This window comes from Polynucleobacter sp. MG-Unter2-18 (genome assembly GCF_018687675.1).
Lineage (GTDB): Bacteria > Pseudomonadota > Gammaproteobacteria > Burkholderiales > Burkholderiaceae > Polynucleobacter.
This window is the reverse complement of sequence record NZ_CP061302.1, coordinates 228,348-243,445: the sequence shown is the minus strand read 5'-3', so window position 1 is coordinate 243,445 and position 15,098 is coordinate 228,348. Positions and strand designations below refer to the sequence as shown.

Below are 15,098 nucleotides of genomic sequence, written 5' to 3'. Positions count from 1 at the left end.
TAAATTGCCTCTAATTCCCCGCAACAATCGACATCACTGCCATCCGCACCGCAATACCAAAGGTCACTTGATTCAAGATGACGGATTGAGGACCATCTGCAACTGATGAATCTATCTCTACGCCACGATTCATTGGGCCTGGGTGCATCACAATGGCATCTGGTTTAGCCAAGGCAAGGCGTGTGGGAGTTAAGCCATATTTCTTAAAGAAGGCATCGCCCTCAGGCACCTGACCAGTTTCCATGCGCTCTTTCTGAATACGTAGAGTCATCACTACATCAACGCCTTTAAGGCCCTCTTCCATGCTATGGAAGACCTTAACTCCAAGCATGTCCAAGTCACTTGGCAGCAGGCTCTCAGGGCCAATAGCTCTGATATCAGTACAACCCAAAGTTCTCAATGCGCAGATATTGGATTTAGCAACACGGCTATGCACGATATCGCCAACGATAGCAACTTTTAGCCCGCTAAAGTCTTTCTTAAAATGGCGCATCGTATACATATCAAGCAAGCCTTGCGTAGGATGCTGATGGCTACCATCACCCGCGTTGACAACGTGCACATGTGGTGGAACATGCTGAGCAATCTCAATCGGCGCCCGAGAGACGCTGTGGCGTACAACAAAAATATCCGCTTGCATAGCCACCAAATTATCAATCGTATCTAGAAGACTCTCACCTTTAGCCGTAGAAGAAGTGGAGATATCCAGATTAATTACATCGGCCGATAAACGTTTGGCAGCGATCTCAAAAGTGGTACGCGTACGGGTGGAGTTCTCAAAAAAGAGATTGAATACGCTTTTACCTCGCAATAGAGGTACTTTTTTTACCTCTCTAGCAGGATCAGTAATACTCACAAACTGCTGAGCAGTATCCAAAATATGCAGAATCTGCTCTTTAGGTAAACCCTCTAGGGTGAGAAGATGAGTTAATTCACCAATACTATTAAATTGGTTTACAAGACTGCTCAATGAGTCATTAACTAACGTGGTATCTATGCTCATGCTATACGCGCCTCTAATTGGAAGCTGAACTTGCCAGCATCATCTTTTTCTAAAACCAATATTTGATTGTCTGGAATACTTACTTGCTCCCCCACAAAATCAGCAGAGATTGGTAACTCACGATTCTTACGATCGGCCAATACCATCAACTGCACTTGTGCCGGCCGACCAAAGTCAAATAACTCATTAAGGGCTGCTCGAACGGTACGGCCAGTCAATAAAACATCATCGAGCAAGATAATGTTTGCGCCATTCACCTCAAAGGGAAGATTAGTGGACATAGTACTGGCAGTACTAAGCGCAGCCATTCCTTTCTCCGCATAATCATCCCGATGAAAAGCCACATTAATCACGCCGTAGTGGGTCAAATTGAGATCGGTAGCCAAACGCTCCGCAATCCAGGCGCCACCCATCGCAAGACCAGCCAACTCAAAGACCTCATTTGCATCTTTACGATGCTTGATTGCCTCCAATAGTTTCCGATACGACTGCTCTGCATTCATCTCAACTAATCCAATTCTTTTCAAGAAAATACTGGTCCAAAATTAAGGCTGCAGACTGCGCATCCAAATTGTCTTGCATGTCCGGATTTCCCTCTAAAACAGCTGAGGTATAGCGCTCGTCCACCCACTCCACTGGTAAATGAAAGCGTCCCTGTAGCTGATTACCAAAGCGGCGGGCCTTTGCACTCATTTCATGTTCGGCACCGTCAGGGTGACAAGGCAGCCCCACCACCAACCGATTTGGTTGCCACTCTTTGATGAGGGTCTGAATAGCCTTAAATCTCACATCCTCAGATGGCTCCTCAATAATCTTTAATGGCTGGCCAGCTTTGGTCAGAGTATTTCCAACAGCAATACCAATTCGTCTCGTCCCAAAGTCAAAAGCCATTACGGTCAACTCTGCGCCCTTATGAATACTCTCAGGCATGCCCTGCCTCACCAGATAGATGGGATGGATCAAACCCCAAAAGACCCATCGTCCGCTCATAGCGCTTGATAGAGGGAGTATTAAAAATAATCTCAATCATTTGCTGTTGGGATAAGGGAACGTTGATCCAGCCATTGAGGGTAATCTCCTCTTCAAGCTGACCAGCACTCCAGCCCGCATAACCTAAGGTCATTAAGAACTTACTGGGCCCAGAACCAGCTGCAACGGCCTCAAGTACATCCTTAGATGTCGTCATGGTCAAGCCTCCTGGAATAGCTAAGGAAGAGCTATAAGCTACCTCTGTAGTGGGCTCGTGCAAGACAAAACCCCGCTCGATTTGCACTGGGCCACCAAAATAGACCGACTGTTCAGATACTGGCTCAGTCTCTAGCTTGACCTCAATTTTCTCAAATAAGGCACCCATATCGAGTTCGGTCGGGCGATTAATCATCAAGCCCATTGCACCCCGTTCAGTATGCTCAAAAAGATAGATAACTGAACCTGCAAAATTGGGATCGGCCATCCCAGGCATAGCAATCAGAAATTGGTTTGCTAAATGATCAGCAGAATAAGCAATTGAGGACCCAGCAGCGGAAGCTTGGGAAGTTTGGGTGGGTGTTGCAGCTTGACCCACAGGGGCTTTTTTAGCCGTGTTCATGTGAGTTTATTTTACCGAATTCTCTGCCTTAGTTAGATCTTTCCAGTGATCCAGTAGGCCAGAAGACCAACCGTCTCATGCAGGAGGTTATTCCACTGTCGGGCACCCTCCGTCAGATCAAAAGAGCCCCAATGCAATCTGAGCCCCGTTTGGTAATCCACTGGAACAGGAATTACCGCAATCCCCTGTTTTTGGAAAATCTTTACTGACCGGTACATGTGTGATGCTGAAGTAATCAGCAGCCAAGGTTTTGGTGGTGCATCAGCCTCTTTGGCGATTTTAGCCCCTAAATCCAAGATCATAGGCTTCATCAATACGGCATTTTCATAGGTATTGCGGGACTGGTTTTCATAATGGGCTTTTTTATCTTGCAAACCCTGCTCATAAACCAATTGCTTAAAAGCATCCGCCTCGGACATTCCTACGGGCGATAGGCGGCCAGAGAAGCCGCTAAAAATGAATGGCAGATCAGAATATTTGCGAATGAGTTCAAAGGCTTTGGTAACACGCTCAGCAGCGGATCCAATAGAGATCTCACCCCGATCCAGAGCGATTTCACCGCCCTCAATCGCGCCCCCCAAAATAATAATTCCACCAAAGTCTGCTTCTGACGTCTGTGCAAGTTGAACTTTAGGCACGCCATCTTCAAGAGCCCTCAAAAAGACCTCAGAAGTAGGGAGCCATCCAACCAGTAATAAGTCTGCCAAAGCGAACAGTAAGAATCGTTTGCACAAATGGGGTTTTCTCAGGCTCAGAAATAACAAGCTGATCGCTACAAAACCAATGACCCAGTTGAGAGGCTCAATGCAAAACTGCACTAGTTTTGAAAAAACGAAAAATAATGTATCCATTAGCTATCAATCTGTTTAATAGGCAGAATATTACTCGCAAGCCAAGCGAGTCGGTCTAATTGGCCCTAATATAGGGGCTATGAAAAAAGCTCTCGTTTGGCTACGCCGTGATTTACGCCTGCATGACAATGCCGCGCTTCATCACGCCCTAAAAAATAATGCCCAAGTTTGGCTAACGTTTATTTTCGATACTGATATTTTGGATCCTCTCAAGTCCGGAGATCTTGATACAAGTGGCCTCAAACATGATCGCCGCGTAGACTTTATTTGGCAAGGTTTGAAGCAAATCGACGAGCAATTACGCAAGCAAGGTGGCGGATTGATTTTTCAGTTTGGCAAATCCACTATATGCATTCCGAAGATTGCTGAGACTCTAGGTGTTAATACCGTTTATATCAATCATGACTATGAGCCCTTAGCAATTACCCGTGATAACTCTATAGCCAAAACACTAGACAAGCTTGGCATTGAATTAAAGACTTTCAAAGATCAAGTGATTTTTGAGAAGAAAGAAATTCTGACTAACTCGAATACGGTGTTTTCAATCTTTACGCCCTACAAGAACAACTGGCTAAAGACGCTACAAGAAAAAGATATTGCCGCTTATGACTGTGATCCTAAAAAAGGTCAGTTAGCTGCTATCCCCAAATCATTAGAGGCGTCCCTCCCATCTCTAGAATCTATGGGCTTTAGCCCGACAGGTATTGAGGCTTACTTGCCTCCGGGATCAGAAGGTGGCCAGAGTTTCTTGGAGGACTTCCTCCATCGCATCGATCAATACCAAATCGGCCGAGATTTCCCTGCCATTAAAGGGGTGAGCTATCTCTCTACACACCTGCGCTTTGGCATGCTATCCATTCGCGGCTTAGTACGCGAAGCCCACCGCCGCATGCTCGTTGGCAGTATGGGTGCAACGATCTGGTTAAGCGAACTGATTTGGCGTGATTTTTATTTCATGATTCTGGCCAATCACCCGCGCCTTGCTGAGGGTGCCGCTTTCAAACCTGACTATGACAATATCGAATGGGAAAGCGGTGCCACTGCTAAGAAGTTATTTAAAGCTTGGTGTGATGGCAAGACGGGCTACCCATTGGTAGATGCTGCCATGTGCCAACTCAACCAAAGTGGATATATGCACAATCGCCTGCGCATGGTAGTTGCCAGCTTTCTTACTAAAGATTTAGGTATTGATTGGCGCTGGGGAGAGATGTATTTTGCAAAACACCTCAATGACTTTGAACTGTCTTCCAACAATGGTGGATGGCAGTGGGCCTCTTCATCGGGATGTGATGCGCAGCCCTACTTCCGCATCTTCAATCCGATTACCCAGTCCCAAAAGTTCGATCCTGAAGGAAAGTTTATTCGTCGGTACTTACCTCAACTAGACAAGCTCTCCAAGAAGTCAATTCATGCGCCTTGGGAATCCGGCCATATTGAACTAGAGGCTGCTGGCATTCTTCTGGGTCGCGACTATCCCCTGCCAGTTGTTAATCATGATGAAGCACGCAAAAAGACCTTGGTGCGTTATAGCGTTGTCAAAAAAGTCAGCCCAGAATCTACGACCGATTAAGTTATTGAAAACTCTGACACTTTCCGCTTTAAGATAGGGTATGAACAAGATCTATGCTGTAGGTGATATTCAGGGCTGTACGCCCTCTTTGAAGGCACTCGTCAAAAAGCTCCCCGCACAGTCCAAGATGATTTTTTTAGGTGACCTGGTGAATCGGGGCCCTGACTCATTAGGCACCCTACGTTACCTCAAGAAATTACAAGAAGAGAAACGCATTGAGTGCATTCTCGGAAATCACGATCTCCATTTGCTTGCGGTAGATGCTGGCATCCGAAAAACTAAAGGGCTTGATACCGTACAACCGATTCTAAATGCACCCGATAGAGCAGAATTAATGAATTGGCTACGCTATAGGCCAATGGCTCTGAGTAACGGAAAAGTACTCACTGTTCATGCAGGAGTTCTACCACAATGGGACCTGCAGCAAACAATTGAGTGTGCACAGGAAGTAGAAAAAGCGCTACGTAAAAAATCCTATAAAGATTTCTTAGCGAATATGTATGGCAACACACCAAATAAGTGGAGTAACTCTCTTAAAGGTTATGAGCGTTTACGCGTCATCACCAATGCACTGACCCGCATTCGTTTTTGTACTCCTGCCGGTACAATGGAATTCGAGAGTAAAGAAGGTATTGAAGATGGCCCCAAAGGCTATGTCCCTTGGTTTAAAACTCCTAAACGAAAAACGCAAGACGCCCTGATTTACTTCGGGCACTGGTCAACTCTAGGACTACTCCAACATGAAAATGTCATTGGCCTCGATACAGGCTGCGTCTGGGGTGGAAAACTGACTGCCATGGAAGTTCCAGAATCAGGTAAACCAAGCAAGGATCTAAAAATTATCCAAGCAGATGGCTACGACCATCCACTCAGAATGTAATTCTGACTCCGCCTCTTATGGTTTCTTATAGCTTCTTAAATGAAGTTTTCGCTGCAGTGATAATTTCTTCCAAAACTGCATTGTCATGAGTAATAGAAGTAAATCCAGCCTCATAAGCAGAGGGCGCTAAATACACTCCTTGATCTAACATCAAGTGGAAAAATTTCTTAAACGCTTCAATATCAGTTTTAGTGACCGCCTCAAAAGAGGTTGGGACCTCATTGGCAAAGTAAAAGCCGAACATCCCACCAACACTATCTACCGCAAAAGGTACGCCTGCTTCATCTGCCGCAATCTTGAACCCAGACATGAGCTTTTCAGTTTGCCCCGTAAGACAATCGAAGAAACCTTCTCGAGAAATAATCTCCAGCGTCTTTAATCCCGCCGCTACAGCTACTGGGTTGCCGGACAAGGTGCCTGCCTGATAAACATTACCCAGCGGCGCTAACTTAGACATAATTTCTTTTTTACCGCCAAAAGCAGCCATCGGCATACCTCCGCCCATGACCTTACCAAGACAAGTCAGATCGGGAGTAATGCCTTGTAGAGATTGCGCGCCACCTAAAGCAACCCTAAAGCCCGTCATGACTTCGTCGTAAATTAATACGCTGCCATACTCACTGGTCAACTGGCGTAATGTCGATAGAAATTCCTTTGAGGGTTTAATGAGATTCATATTGCCAGCAAACGGCTCAATAATCACCGCGGCAACCTGATCACCCTGCTTTACAAACACTTCCTTCAAGGCTTGCACATCGTTATATGGCAGTACTAAGGTGTGTTTAACCAAATCTTGTGGAACGCCACCAGAAGAGGGTGCATTTTGAGTTGAATCTGCAAATGTCAAAAGGCCAGAACCTGCCTTTACCAAAAGACTATCAGCATGGCCGTGATAACAACCTTCAAATTTAATAATGAGATCACGCCCTGTATGACCACGTGCAAGACGCAGAGCACTCATAGTGGCTTCGGTTCCACTCGATACCATCCGTACTTGCTCTATGCTGGGGACCAACTGACAGATGCGTTCTGCTAATTCAATTTCACCTTCGGTAGGGGCGCCGTAGCTAAAGCTAGTTTCTGCAGCCTGCTTTACTGCCTCAACTACTTCTGGATTAGCATGGCCTGCAATCATAGGGCCCCAGGACATAATTAAATCAATATAGCGCGTACCTTCAGCATCCCAGAAGTAAGGGCCTTTTGCTTTAGCAACAAAACGCGGTGTACCGCCTACTTGACGAAAAGCGCGTACTGGAGAATTCACACCCCCAGGAATTGTTTTTTGTGCGCGCTCAAATAAGATGTCATTTTTTCCCAAGATACTTTTCCCGATTTAGCTAATGAATTTAAATATTGTCTAATTAAATTGATCTATTAGATCGCCATCATTTCAAAGTCTTCTTTACGTGCGCCACACTCAGGACAGGTCCAGTTCATGGGTACATCTTTCCAAAGCGTGCCTGGCGCAATACCCTCTTCAGGTAAACCTGCAGCTTCGTCATAAACCCAGCCACAAATTAAGCACATATATGTTTTGAATTCCATTACCGTCTTCCTTATTTATCTTTTTATTTTAAATCGGATGTAGTGTCACGCCTTTGGTGCATCTCGAACTTAAATAATCTGCATTCCAGGGGGCCATTAAATAAAGGGGTGCGCTTAGATTCCTTAATACGCAACTGCCCGGGAAGGGCCATATCTGCTGTTAATACAAAGACATTCCAGCCACCAAAAGTATCCTTGAGATGCTGGCCAAACTGCCTCAAAAATTCCACAAGCTTAGGGTCCTGCTCTTCTTGAGCTTGTAGCTTTTTGAGAGACTCGCGGCTAGAGCGTTTAGCACTTTGACGTCCTGTCTCTAGATTAAAGGCATATCGATCTTCTGGCTCTTCAGCTTGTTCGTATGTGTCTCGCTCCATTTCGCCAACTCCAGCGCGATCTTGGCCTCGTCCACCCTTAATCACTAAGCGCTCACCATAAGGCGGGTTCAATAGCATCACACCATTTTGATTATTTACTGGCGGCCTACTTGCTAAAGCATCAATTTGACGCGTTACTGGCAATCCAGGCAACTGAGCCCGTTGCCAGTTGCTTTTAAACATCGCTACCAAGCGCTCGTTAATATCACCACCGCTAATACCCAAAGACTCTGAATCTGGGAACTGTTTACGCCTCTCCAACATCTCAGAATGTACAGCGTCTTTCAAAGTTGCCCAACGCTTTTGCTCGGCAGTCTCATTAAATGGCTTGAGTCGCTGAAACCCAAACCCATGAGCTGATGTCACTAGAGGGCGATAGGCTAATCGACTCGGCTTCGCGTCATCACCGTACATCCCCGCCCGAATAGCACCTGGCGGAATAGCTAAAGCTATTTGTGCAGCCTCAATCAAAAAGGTGCCACTACCGCACATTGGATCAAATAAAGTTTGCGAAGGCTTCCAGCCGGTAATCGATAAGATACCGGCCGCAAGATTTTCTTTTAAAGGTGCATCACCCTTTTCATCCCTCCAGCCACGTTTGAATAAGGCCTCACCTGAAGTGTCCAAATAGATCGTGGCATGAGTTGCAGTGAGATGCGCCTGTACACGCACATCCGGGAATGCGGTATCGATACTGGGACGATCGCCAGTGACATCACGGAGGCGATCAACAATTGCATCCTTAATCTTTAGGGTCGCAAAATTCAAGCTCTTCAAGGGTGAACGATGAGCCGTCACATCAACGCGTAAAGTTTGTTTAGAAGAAAACCATTCCTCCCAAGCTAAACCACTAGCCAACTTATACAAATCTTCTTCCTGGCGGTATGGCGATTCCGCCATCTGTAGCAATACTCGACTTGCAATCCGTGAATGTAAGTTCAATGCCATAGCAGCAGATATTGGCGCTGCCAAACCTACTCCACCCGTAGGACTAGTAGGCGTAGGATCAATCACCCAGGCACCCAAGGCCTTACAGTCAGGGCGCTGCGCAATACTTGCTAGCTCTTGTGCAAGAGGCACTTCCAGTCCGCCTGGACAAACAACAAAAAATCTCATGAGGCTAGCAATCTAAAAGGGATGAAATAAAAAATTAAGGCTTAATGACTACCAAAGCGGTCACGATCAGAAGAAGAAGGACTGGCGCTTCGTTAAACCAACGATACCAAACCCCTGAATGGGTATTGACACCATTACGGAACTTTTTGAGCAAACCCCAACAAGCATGGTGATAGCCGATTACTAGAAGTACAAAGAACATCTTGGCATGCATCCATACCTCGCCAGCACCTATTCTGAAGTGCAACCACAAAGCTAGGCCTAGCAATACGGCAGGTACTGCCAATATAGTCATAAATCTAAATAATCGATTCGCCATTCCTAGAATGCGCGCATAGACCTCAGGATTTTTTTCATCAGCCAAATTCACAAAGATACGCGGGAGATAAAACAAGCCTGCGAACCAAGATGCAATCAAGACAATATGAAAAGTCTTGGTCCATAAATATGCATTTCCCATCATGATTAATTTCCGTTCTGTAATGAAGCTGGATTAAGTACGAATCTCGCCATGACCCATGACGATATATTTGAGAGAAGTGAGGCCATCTAAGCCCACCGGGCCACGAGCATGTAGCTTGTCATTCGAGATGCCAATCTCTGCGCCAAGACCATACTCAAAACCATCGGCAAAACGGGTGCTGGCATTGACCATCACGCTGGCACTATCTACTTCACGCAAAAAGCGATTGGCTTGCGCTTGATTCTTAGTAATGATGGCATCAGTATGTTTACTACCGTATTGTTCGATGTGACCCATTGCTTCGTCGATATCCGCAACAGTTTTAATCGACAAAATGGGTGCCAAATATTCTGTTTGCCAATCTTCTTCAGTGGCATTGACTAAGTCTTTAAAACCTGCCGCCTCAAGAGTTCTTCGGGTTTGATCATCAACACGCAACTCCACACCCTTATCTTGATAGATTTTGCAAAGTGCTGGCAACACTTGTGAAGCGATCGCTTTATTTACTAAGAGCGTTTCCATTGCGTTACAGGGCGCATAGCGCTGAGTCTTGGCGTTATCGCAAACCTTGATTGCCATTGCAACATCCGCATCGGCATCAATATAGGTGTGACAGATACCATCCAAATGCTTAATCATTGGCACGCGCGCTTCTGCCATCAAACGGGCAATCAAACTCTTGCCACCGCGTGGAACGATTACATCAATATATTGGGTCATGGTGATCATTTCGCCAACGGCAGCGCGATCTGTGATGGTCACAACCTGCACTGCATCCATGGGTAAATTGGCAGCATCTAAACCTTCTTGAATCAATTGCGCCAACAAGGTATTTGAATCAATTGCCTCTGAGCCACCACGCAAAATCACTGCATTGCCAGACTTCAGGCATAGTGCAGCCGCATCAATCGTGACATTTGGACGAGATTCATAAATGATGCCAATCACACCAAGTGGCACGCGCATCTGACCGAGCTCAATACCAGAAGCCTGCTTTTGCAATGGCGTTGTTTTGCCAATCGGATCTTCCAAAGAAACAATTTGCTCCAAACCTAATGCCATAGATTCAATGGTCTTTAGTGTCATCGTAAGGCGATCAATAAACGCTGCATCTTGACCATTGGTTTTTGCTCGAGCAACATCGAGTGCATTCACTCGGACAATTTCCTCAGACCGCTCACGAACCAACTTGGCGATATGCAATAAGGCCTTATTTTTCTGCTCGCTGGATGCCCGCGCCATTGCGCGTGACGCCTGACGAGCACGTCGGCCAATATCTTGCATCATTTGCTGAATGGTATTTGTTGAATTACTCATATATTTACTATGTCAAAATTAATATTGTTTTATCTAGCGCAATAAATTACCCACCAAACGCAAGCCATCCCAAGGATCTGCCGGTAATTCTGCCGCCTGCAATCCTTTAGCCTGACGATCTAAACCTGCAGCCACCTGCATTGCCCTGCGCAACCTCAAAGGCTGAACTCGCTTTAGGGCCATAGGATATAAACGCTCTTTATTGCCCCAGATCCGGTTAGCGCGCATTAAGTTCTGTACAGACTCTCCAGCATCGCTTGCTGCCTTCAATTTCGATAGTATCCGAAGCTCTTCAGTTACGCTCCACAGAATCAGGACTAGGGGCTCACCCTCACCCTTAAGACCATCTAACATGCGATTAAGACGAGGAAGATCACCAGCTAACATCGCTTCAGTTAATTCAAAGACGTTATAACGAGCTACCTTCAAAATGGCCGACCGAATTTGTTCCTCAGCAAGGATGCCGGCAGGATGCAACAAACCCAGCTTCTGAATTTCTTGATGAGCGGCAATGAGGTTTCCCTCTACCTGCTCAGCAATGAAGGCTAAAGCACGCTGCCCATCTGGACTAGACTGAACTTCTTGACCTTGCTTTTTTAGGCGCCCCGCAATCCACTGCGGTAATTGCGACCGATCCAAGGAATCCAATTGAATCGCCATGCCAGCTTCATCCAAAGCACTAAACCAAGCAGAGGTTTTGGTCTTGCCATCCAATTTAGGCAAGATGATGCAAAAGATCGTATCCGGGCCTTCAGAGCCTACCGACTGAGACTCGATTTGGACGGAGAACTGCTTAAGCGCATCAGCACCATCACGACCCGGCTTACCTGTTGGTATGCGCAACTCAACCCAGCGCTTATCTCCAAATAAAGACATCGTTTGGCCAGCACTTAGCAAGGCGCTCCAATCAAATCCGCGCTCTTGCAATAAGACTTCACGATCGGTATAGCCCATTTTTTTAGCAGTGGTACGTAACTGGTCCATTGCCTCCATCATCAGGAGAGGCTCATCACCGCTAAATATGTAGAGAGGCTTTAATGAAGCCGCAGAATTGAGCGACTTCAAATGAAGCTGTAGGGCATCGCTCTTAACCATGCGATTTGATCGTCATTCTTTAAAATCTTCGAGCCTGTGGTGCTCGGGCAGATGCAGAAACACGACGCAGAATTTGTACCGCAAGATCTCTGCGCATCAAAGATAAAAATTGCTGCATTTGGACGTCGGTCGCCAAAACGGTAGACACCGAGAAGTCCATATCACGAGTCATGTAGATTTCAGCTTCAGGCACAACATCTGCCCCAGTGTTGTCATACGCCCTAAATCCGACCCGAATATTTAAGCGATAGGCAGAGACTTGACCATTCGAGTTATAGGCCAAGATTTCACGACCATTGAGATCGCTGGTAATTTCTAAAATGAGATCAGCATCTTTAGGATTAATCGCCACCTTAGCATCTGTGCCCGTCAAAATCGCCGTCTGTAGATCCGTTCTTAGAGGTGGTGATGGGCTTCCAGTAATCGCGATGACTTTGAATGGCAAATCGACCATGCCACGCAAACGATAGCCGCAAGCAAGCAAACCACTGACTGGAGCCAAGGCTAGAAGCCCAAGCATGGTACGTCGAAGGTGATTTACGGGCATGTATTTAGTTTCTATTCAAAATAAAGCGTTAGCGATCTAAGCAACAATGTTAATCAAGCGGCCAGGAACCACAATCACCTTTTTAGGTGCTGCGCCGTTTAATGCTTTTACAGCAGGCTCGCTTTGCAATGCCAAAGCTTCAATTTGCTCTTTAGTCGCATCCGCAGGAACACGTATATCGCCACGCAACTTGCCATTAATTTGCAACATGATGGTCAACTCAGTTTGAATCAGCGCCGCTTCATCAACTAGAGGCCATGGTGCATCTAAAAGAGTACCAAATGATTGATCGCATCCAATCTCATTCCAAAGAGCATGCGTCAAGTGAGGTACCACTGGGTAAAGCACTCGAATCAAAATACTCAAGCACTCACGCAACACAGCAGGTCGCACCGCAGTGTTATCGCCTAATTTCACGGGCTCTAAGACATTGAGCATTTTCATCGCCGCAGAAACTACCGTGTTGTATTGGCGGCGCTGATAGTCGAAGTTAGCCTGCTTCAGAATGGTATGCACCTCACGACGCAATTCTTTTTCAGCATCATTTAAATCGCTTGGTAATACTGGATCGGCAGCACGGATTGCATCCGCCTGACTACTGGAATACATCCAGACACGACGCAAGAAACGTGAGGCACCTTCTACACCAGCACTAGACCACTCAAGCTGCTGCTCAGGAGGAGCAGCAAACATCACAAAGAGGCGTGCAGTATCCGCGCCGTATTGATCGATCAAAGCTTGAGGATCAACGCCATTGTTTTTACTCTTAGACATTTTCTCAACACCACCAATAATGACTGGCGTGCCAGAAGTATCGCCTTTCAGCTTGGCGCTGTGAGGGCGGCCTTTGTCATCTAGCTCGAGCTCTACATCTAAAGGATTCAACCAAGTTTTTTTACCAGATGCTTCTTCAGAGTAATAAGTCTCATTGAGCACCATGCCTTGCGTTAGCAAATTCTGGAAGGGCTCATCAAAAGTAATGAGATTGAGATCACGCATGACCTTGGTCCAAAAGCGCGCATAGAGTAAATGCAAAATCGCATGCTCAATGCCGCCAATATACTGATCCATTGGCATCCAGTATTCATTGCGGCTATCAACCATGGTCTTCGCATCTGGGCCGGTATAACGCATGAAGTACCAAGAAGAATCTACGAAGGTATCCATCGTGTCAGTCTCACGACGCGCAGGCTTGCCGCATTTTGGACATTTCACATTCAGGAAGTCGGCACGCTTATTGAGCGGGTTACCGCTACCATCAGGCACGCAATCTTCAGGCAATACCACTGGTAAATCCGCCTCAGGCACTGGAACTGCGCCGCAACCAGGATTACTCTCATCACCACAATGAATAATCGGAATCGGTGTTCCCCAATAACGCTGACGAGAGATACCCCAATCGCGCAAACGGTAAGTGGTTTTGATTTCACCAACACCCATTTGCTCTAAATCTTGAGCTACAGCATCAACCGCCTCATCATAGGATAGTCCATCGTACTTACCGCTATTAAGGCAAACGACATCATCCTTCTGGGCATACCAATCTTGCCAGTGGCTGGTGTTGAACATATCTGACGGAGTACGCAAAGCAATCACTTGCTTAATCGGTAAGTCATATTTGAGGGCAAATGCAAAGTCACGCTCATCGTGTCCGGGCACACCCATAACAGCGCCATCGCCATATGACATCAAGACATAATTACCAACCCAAACTGGCACAGGTTCATTAGTCAGTGGATGCGTCACATACAAGCCGGTGAACATACCTTCTTTTTCTTGAGTGGCTAGATCAGCTTCAATCACGCTACCTGTTTTACATTTCTCAATAAATACAGCTAACTCTGGATTATTGGCAGCTGCCAATGTTGCCAATGGATGTTCAGCGGCAACAGCACAGAAAGTAACGCCCATGATGGTGTCAGCACGTGTCGTAAATACATACAACTGACCATCTTGAACAAAGTTACCATGCGCATCTGCAATCTCGTGCTTAAACGCAAACCGCACACCACGACTCTTACCAATCCAATTCTGCTGCATGGTCTTGACGCGCTCAGGCCAACCTAAATTATCTAGACCAGAAAGTAATTGCTCTGCATAGGCGGTGATATTGAAGTAATAGCCTGGGATCTCACGCTTTTCAACTAGAGTACCAGAGCGCCAGCCGCGCCCATCAATCACCTGCTCATTTGCCAATACGGTTTGATCGATTGGATCCCAGTTAACCACTTGAGTCTTACGATAAGCAATGCCCTTTTCTAGCATCTTTAAAAAGAGCCATTGATTCCAGCGATAGTAATCCGGGTTGCAAGTAGCCACTTCGCGTGACCAATCAATTGCTAGACCCATCGCCGCCATTTGCTTTTTCATATAAGCGATGTTGTCGTAGGTCCATTTCGCTGGCGGTACTTTATTCTGAATCGCTGCATTTTCAGCGGGCATGCCAAACGCATCCCAGCCCATCGGCATGAGAACGTTATAGCCCTGCATGCGCAACTGTCTCGCCATGACATCATTGATGGTGTAGTTGCGAACGTGACCCATATGCAACTTACCGGATGGATAAGGCAACATAGAACAGGCGTAGTATTTTGGTCTTGGCTTACCGGAAGCATCTACTGCGTTCTCGGCTACCTTATAAGCCTGCGCACTTTCCCAATCAGCGCTTGCCGCTGCTTCAATACTGCGGTGATCGTAATCCTTACTCATTCAATACAACTCTTTTCATCTATTCTGATTTACTGAACAT

General features: G+C 46.3%; 15 protein-coding genes. 2 read left to right on the top strand and 13 right to left on the bottom strand.

Annotated features, from left to right (window positions below; all coding sequences use genetic code 11):
- Window positions 1-10: 10 nt before the first annotated feature.
- The 5 genes from C2759_RS01285 to C2759_RS01265 all read right to left on the bottom strand — a co-directional run bounded on the left by C2759_RS01285 (window position 11) and on the right by C2759_RS01265 (window position 3,442).
- A complete protein-coding gene (locus C2759_RS01285) occupies window positions 11-1,003 on the bottom strand; it encodes an aspartate carbamoyltransferase catalytic subunit (protein ID WP_251366988.1) in 993 nt (330 codons plus the stop codon).
- Complete coding sequence (gene pyrR / locus C2759_RS01280; protein WP_215356599.1) at window positions 1,000-1,506, bottom strand: bifunctional pyr operon transcriptional regulator/uracil phosphoribosyltransferase PyrR; 507 nt, start codon at window positions 1,504-1,506, stop codon at window positions 1,000-1,002. Before pyrR ends, C2759_RS01285 begins: the two co-directional genes overlap by 4 nt.
- 1 nt (window position 1,507) lies before the next feature.
- Window positions 1,508-1,933: a Holliday junction resolvase RuvX gene (gene ruvX / locus C2759_RS01275; RefSeq protein ID WP_215355636.1), complete on the bottom strand. Its 426-nt coding sequence runs from the start codon at window positions 1,931-1,933 to the stop codon at window positions 1,508-1,510.
- The gene (locus C2759_RS01270; RefSeq protein ID WP_215356598.1) at window positions 1,926-2,510 is read right to left on the bottom strand and encodes a YqgE/AlgH family protein; all 585 of its coding nucleotides are present in this window, start codon (window positions 2,508-2,510) and stop codon (window positions 1,926-1,928) included. Before C2759_RS01270 ends, ruvX begins: the two co-directional genes overlap by 8 nt.
- A 113-nt stretch (window positions 2,511-2,623) precedes the next feature.
- Window positions 2,624-3,442 carry a YdcF family protein gene (locus tag C2759_RS01265; protein WP_215355634.1) on the bottom strand — a complete coding sequence of 273 codons (819 nt, stop codon included), beginning with the start codon at window positions 3,440-3,442 and terminating at the stop codon, window positions 2,624-2,626.
- A 79-nt stretch (window positions 3,443-3,521) separates the two neighbouring features.
- Between C2759_RS01265 and C2759_RS01260 the strand changes: the two genes are divergently transcribed.
- Window positions 3,522-5,012 carry a deoxyribodipyrimidine photo-lyase gene (locus C2759_RS01260; RefSeq protein WP_215355632.1) on the top strand — a complete coding sequence of 497 codons (1,491 nt, stop codon included), beginning with the start codon at window positions 3,522-3,524 and terminating at the stop codon, window positions 5,010-5,012.
- Window positions 5,013-5,052: 40 nt separating this feature from the next.
- Window positions 5,053-5,892 (top strand): symmetrical bis(5'-nucleosyl)-tetraphosphatase, encoded by an 840-nt coding sequence (locus C2759_RS01255; RefSeq protein WP_215355631.1) that lies wholly within the window; start codon window positions 5,053-5,055, stop codon window positions 5,890-5,892.
- A 25-nt stretch (window positions 5,893-5,917) separates the two neighbouring features.
- Here C2759_RS01255 and hemL read toward each other — a convergent pair whose 3' ends face one another.
- Genes hemL through leuS form a run of 8 tightly spaced genes read right to left on the bottom strand, consistent with a single transcriptional unit; the run spans window position 5,918 to window position 15,058 of the window.
- Complete coding sequence (gene hemL / locus C2759_RS01250) at window positions 5,918-7,210, bottom strand: glutamate-1-semialdehyde 2,1-aminomutase (RefSeq protein ID WP_215355629.1); 1,293 nt, start codon at window positions 7,208-7,210, stop codon at window positions 5,918-5,920.
- Window positions 7,211-7,266: 56 nt separating this feature from the next.
- Window positions 7,267-7,437: a rubredoxin gene (locus C2759_RS01245; protein WP_011902084.1), complete on the bottom strand. Its 171-nt coding sequence runs from the start codon at window positions 7,435-7,437 to the stop codon at window positions 7,267-7,269.
- A gap of 23 nt (window positions 7,438-7,460) precedes the next feature.
- A complete protein-coding gene (locus tag C2759_RS01240) occupies window positions 7,461-8,927 on the bottom strand; it encodes a class I SAM-dependent RNA methyltransferase (protein ID WP_215355627.1) in 1,467 nt (488 codons plus the stop codon).
- 34 nt (window positions 8,928-8,961) lie between these two features.
- Window positions 8,962-9,387 carry a CopD family protein gene (locus C2759_RS01235; RefSeq protein ID WP_046331053.1) on the bottom strand — a complete coding sequence of 142 codons (426 nt, stop codon included), beginning with the start codon at window positions 9,385-9,387 and terminating at the stop codon, window positions 8,962-8,964.
- A gap of 33 nt (window positions 9,388-9,420) precedes the next feature.
- Window positions 9,421-10,707 (bottom strand): glutamate-5-semialdehyde dehydrogenase, encoded by a 1,287-nt coding sequence (locus C2759_RS01230; protein ID WP_251366987.1) that lies wholly within the window; start codon window positions 10,705-10,707, stop codon window positions 9,421-9,423.
- A 33-nt stretch (window positions 10,708-10,740) separates the two neighbouring features.
- A complete protein-coding gene (gene holA, locus C2759_RS01225) occupies window positions 10,741-11,802 on the bottom strand; it encodes a DNA polymerase III subunit delta (protein ID WP_215355625.1) in 1,062 nt (353 codons plus the stop codon).
- Window positions 11,803-11,821: 19 nt separating this feature from the next.
- Window positions 11,822-12,349, bottom strand: coding sequence for an LPS assembly lipoprotein LptE (gene lptE, locus C2759_RS01220; protein WP_215355623.1), 528 nt, complete (start codon window positions 12,347-12,349; stop codon window positions 11,822-11,824).
- Between the two features lie 36 nt (window positions 12,350-12,385).
- Entirely contained in the window at window positions 12,386-15,058 is a 2,673-nt protein-coding gene (gene leuS, locus C2759_RS01215) for a leucine--tRNA ligase (RefSeq protein WP_215355621.1), read from the bottom strand.
- Window positions 15,059-15,098: the final 40 nt, after the last annotated feature.